General features: G+C 37.5%; 4 protein-coding genes, 2 rRNA genes and 1 pseudogene. 2 read left to right on the forward strand and 5 right to left on the reverse strand.

Going from position 1 to position 4,411, the window contains the following annotated elements; genetic code table 11:
- A 23S ribosomal RNA gene (locus ARSQ2_RS11760) occupies positions 1-1,342 on the forward strand; the annotation flags it as partial.
- A gap of 154 nt (positions 1,343-1,496) precedes the next feature.
- Positions 1,497-1,612, forward strand: a 5S ribosomal RNA gene (rrf, locus tag ARSQ2_RS00005).
- A gap of 112 nt (positions 1,613-1,724) precedes the next feature.
- On the opposite strand, the gene pssA is transcribed toward rrf, so the two are convergent.
- From pssA to ARSQ2_RS13420, 5 genes and pseudogenes are all read right to left on the reverse strand, one after another.
- Positions 1,725-3,080, reverse strand: coding sequence for a CDP-diacylglycerol--serine O-phosphatidyltransferase (gene pssA / locus ARSQ2_RS00010; RefSeq protein ID WP_181993919.1), 1,356 nt, complete (start codon positions 3,078-3,080; stop codon positions 1,725-1,727).
- A gap of 232 nt (positions 3,081-3,312) precedes the next feature.
- Positions 3,313-3,848 (reverse strand): annotated as a pseudogene (locus ARSQ2_RS00015) (GNAT family N-acetyltransferase); the annotation flags it as partial.
- Positions 3,808-4,008 (reverse strand): hypothetical protein, encoded by a 201-nt coding sequence (locus ARSQ2_RS00020; protein WP_181993920.1) that lies wholly within the window; start codon positions 4,006-4,008, stop codon positions 3,808-3,810. The pseudogene ARSQ2_RS00015 and the gene ARSQ2_RS00020, both read right to left, overlap by 41 nt.
- 58 nt (positions 4,009-4,066) lie before the next feature.
- The gene (locus ARSQ2_RS13415; RefSeq protein WP_255487064.1) at positions 4,067-4,195 is read right to left on the reverse strand and encodes a hypothetical protein; all 129 of its coding nucleotides are present in this window, start codon (positions 4,193-4,195) and stop codon (positions 4,067-4,069) included.
- A gap of 9 nt (positions 4,196-4,204) precedes the next feature.
- Positions 4,205-4,330, reverse strand: a complete 126-nt coding sequence (locus tag ARSQ2_RS13420) for a hypothetical protein (RefSeq protein ID WP_255487065.1) — start codon at positions 4,328-4,330, stop codon at positions 4,205-4,207.
- Between the last annotated feature and the right edge of the window lie 81 nt (positions 4,331-4,411).

Genomic DNA, 4,411 nt, shown 5'->3' on the forward strand with positions numbered 1-4,411 from the left:
ATCCAGAGCTGAAGCCAGTCGGAGATACAAGCTGGCTTCAACTGTTTATTAAAAACACAGCACTGTGCAAACACGAAAGTAAACGTATACGGTGTGACTTCCTGCCCGGTTCTAGAAGGTTAATTGATGGGGTAAGCCATAAGGCGAAGCTCTTAATCAAATCCCCAGTAAACGGCGGTCGTAACTATAACAGTGCTAAGGTAGCGAAATTCTTTTTCGAGTAAGTTCCAACTTGCACCAATGGCGTAATAATGGCCAAGCTGTCTAAACCCGAGACTCAGTAAAATTGAACTTGCTGTAAAGATGCAGCCGTACCCCCGCAAAAAGGAAAAGACCCTGTAAACCTTTACTATATTGTAAACCTTTACTATATTGTGAACCTTTACTATATATAGCTTGACATTTAGCTTGACATTGAAAATTAAGCTTTGATGTGTAGTATAGGTGGGAGGCTTTGAAGTGTGGACGCCAGTCTGCATGGAGCCAACGTTAAAATACCACCTTTTAATGTTTGATGTTCTAACTTAGGCCCGTAATCCGGGTTAAGGACAGTGTCTAATAAATAGTTTGACTAGGGCGGTCTCCTCCCAAACTGTAACGGAGAAGCACGAAAGTTGGCTAATCACGGTCAGACATCGTAAAGTTAATGCAAAGAAATAAGCCAGCTTGACTGCGAAGGTAACAGCGCAAGCAAGTACAAAAGTAGGTCTTAGTGATCCGGTGGTTTTGAATGAAAAAGCCATCGCTCAACAGATAAAAGGTATTCCGGGGATAACAGGCTAATATGGGCCAAGAGTTTATACCGACGGCGGTGTTTGGTACCTTGAGGTCAACTCATCATATCTTGGGGCTGAAGTAGGTCCCAAGGGTATAGGCTGTTCGCCATTTAAAGTGGTACCCGAGCTGGGTTTAAAACGTTGTAAGACACGTTCGGTCCCTATCTGTCGTGAGCAAAAAAAGATTGAGAGGGGGCTGCTCCTAATACAAGAAGACCGGAGTGGACGCACCACTAGTGTATAGCTAGGCGACTTTAAAATAATTACAAGTAATTAGTCTATATCAGTAAATTTATATTAGAGAAAAACATATATATTTTGTAGTCAAAATTAAAACGCTTAGCTATACAGGTTGTCATGCCAATGGCATAGCCCCTCGTAGCTCAGTGCGTAAGAAATAACCGCTGAAAGCATCTAAGCGGAAAACTTGCCTCAAGATGAGTCTTCCCTAACAGTAAGATCCTATAAAGGGTGTTCAAGACGACGAGGACGTAGATAGGCTAGGTGTGTAAGCGTAGCGATACGTTGAGGCTAACTAGTAATAATGATCCGAGAGGCTTAACCTGACAACACCGAAGGTGTTGTCAAAGAGAAAATTTTAGCTTGTTTTGAGATTGAATATGGTCAAATTTTGCTGAAAGCAAAAGTGTGTTCGCTACTGAGGTAGCTGAGTAGACTGTAAGGCAGCGAAATAAGACGGGATAAATAAAAAAGAATCTGTCTGGCGGTAATAGCGCGGTGGTACCACCTGACCCCATGCCGAACTCAGAAGTGAAATGCCGTAGCGCCGATGGTAGTGTGGGGTCTCCCCATGTGAGAGTAGGGAGCTGCCAGACTTTAATTATGTTAAGAAACCCACCAAAGGGTAGCTTTTTGACGTTTTAATTATTGATAACACATTGATTCGAAAAAGCTTATTATTTTGTATTTGAAAATTGAGCTAACCTATTAAAGAATGTGACGTATTAGCCTATCAACGTGGATCCTGCGTAAACGGCAAATAAGTTTTTTAATTTTTACTGGATAGCGCTGGATATTTTCAAGCTCTTGATAGTGATTTATAATATGAGTGTTAGTTGTTATACATTTTAATTCTTTGTTTTTTTGCTGTAACAAAAATTTTTGGGGATCATGAATTAATATTGCATTCTCCAAATCCAGTCCCCATGCACGAGGATTGAGATTATTACCGGTTATTAATTGCCAGTTATTATCTATCCAAATTCCTTTTAAATGATAGCTATTTTCTCCGTCTTTCCATAATCTAATAGTTAACTGCTGGTTATCTACAAAGCGTTGTAACCGACAGATAAAACGGCGTAGGTTAATTTCATATAAATAAGGTAATGCACTGATAATTTTAAAAGGTTCTTCTGGTGGAATGTAAAAGTCATTAGCCGTTTTATCGCCAATGATAATTTCAATTTTTTTGCCATCACACAATAATTTACTAATTATACGCGTTAAAATAGTGGGTAAATTAAAATAGGGTGTACAAATAGTCATTTTCTTTTCTGTACTCTTCATTAAATGCGTAATAGTTTTATTTAATTCGTTTTTTTTGCCTAAACCGATTAATGGAGTTACTGCTAACTCTTCATTTTTGGCATTATTTTGAAATTGATAGTGACAACTTTTTAAGTTGTGGCGAAATTGTTTAATTAAACTTTTAATTTGAGTATTGCGGGGACGATGAGCTTGATCTAGACGCTGGATGGCGGGTGAAGAGAGCAAACTTTGGTCGATAAAGCTTTTCATCGTCGCAGCTAATTGGGCATTAGCTAATATATGATAACGATCGTAACGATAACGTTGGTGTTTCTGGAGATAGACATCATTAATACTAGCGCCGCTATAAATAACCGTATCATCGAAGATAAAACCTTTTAGATGTAAAACACCTAATGCTTCACGTGTGTTGACCGGGATACCAAAAATAGCGATTTCTGATCCTGGGTGTGCCATTGCCATTTGATAATACCAATCTGCATTAGTTGCACTGGCAACTGCACCAATGCGACCACGTTGAGCACGAAGCCAGTCAACCATTATTTTAATATCTAATTCTGGTCGTGCTATTTTTGCTTGATAAAGCGCATTTAGTATGTCTCGTCCTGCATCATCATGTTCGAAGTAAAGTGCAGTAATATAAATATACCGTTGAGCGTTGGCAATTTTGTGCAACAGAGCTTTTCGAAAATTTTCTGCTTGGTATAGAGTGACAACTCCAGAAGCAGACTGAGGTAATTTTGCTAATTGCTCAAGATATTGTTGATGCTTTGCTTTTTTTAATTTAGACAACATCACAGTGTAAATTTTCTCTTTTTTATTAAAGGAGTAGATTACATACTCTGGTTTAGGTTTACTGAAAACTGATGATTCATGATACCATTAATTTAATTTTTTGTATCTATTAATCCTAGCTATGTTGATCGATTGTTCAGCGACTATTTATTGCATTAATAGTTCTATTTATTTAATTATAAGATTATTTTATTCATAGTGTTAGATCAAGATTGACAATACTATCTTCAAATTAAATATCGAAACTAAAACTTAATTTTTGTGCTAACTGTAGCATTTTTTTATTTTCAGGCATGGTGATTGCAGTAAGTCGTCGAGTGCCTTGACTACGCCTATATCTAATAATTTTGTTCATTAACTGATATCCAAGTGTATTACCTTTCATATCAGAACGTACTAAAACGGCAAATTTTGCTTGCTGATTGTCAGGATCTTCTATCACACGAACCACGCCAATAATCTCGGAATTTTTTTAATAGCGATAAAGGCCATTTCTCGGTCATAATCGATTTGTGTCATATTCGCTACGTCATCATGGGTAAATTCGCTAATTTCACTAAAGTAACCATAATAAAGATCTTCTTTTGTTACCTGAGTAATAAAATCTTTGAGTAAAGATTCGTCTTCGGGCAGGATAGGTCTAAGTTGACATTTTATACCATTTTTAAGAGAGATAATTTCTTCTAATTCATTAGAATAGGGTCTAATTGCTAATCTTGCTTTAGGATCACCGACTATTAGACAGAGTTCCATAGCAACATCCAGTATAGCTAAGCGACTTAATTTTGATTACACGATATTGAGTGCGAACAAAATATCTGTGTCGCATCCGAGCGCTCTTTTTTGCATTTAGCTTGTGCTCATTTATGTTCAATTGGATTAAGATCTGGCGAATAGGTAGGCAAATATTCCACCATATGCCCCGCATCGATGATGACTTGTTAAATACTTTGTTTCTTGTGGAACAGTTGCATTATCCATCATGATTACACTGTTTTTAGGAAGTACTGGAATAAGGACTTGGGTGACTCATGCATAGAAAACATCGCTGTTAATATTGATATCAAATAATCCGATAGCAAACATCGTTGTGCCCAATAAAGCGCCGATAACATTTGTTCTTCCTATAGCTCCTCAGTTCTTGAGACCAACACACCGTTGACCTTTCGGGGAATAGCCGTGAGTCCGCGGCGTATCGTGTGAAAAATCACTTTCATCAATAAAAACAATATGTTTTCCTTTTTTTTCATACTGTTTTTTGTTGAAACGTTTGTCGAGTGTTTTCGTCGGTTTTCGGATGACGTAGAGTTTTTTTATAGGTCAATCCCATT

The organism is Arsenophonus endosymbiont of Bemisia tabaci Q2 (genome assembly GCF_902713415.1).
Taxonomy (GTDB): Bacteria; Pseudomonadota; Gammaproteobacteria; order Enterobacterales; family Enterobacteriaceae; genus Arsenophonus.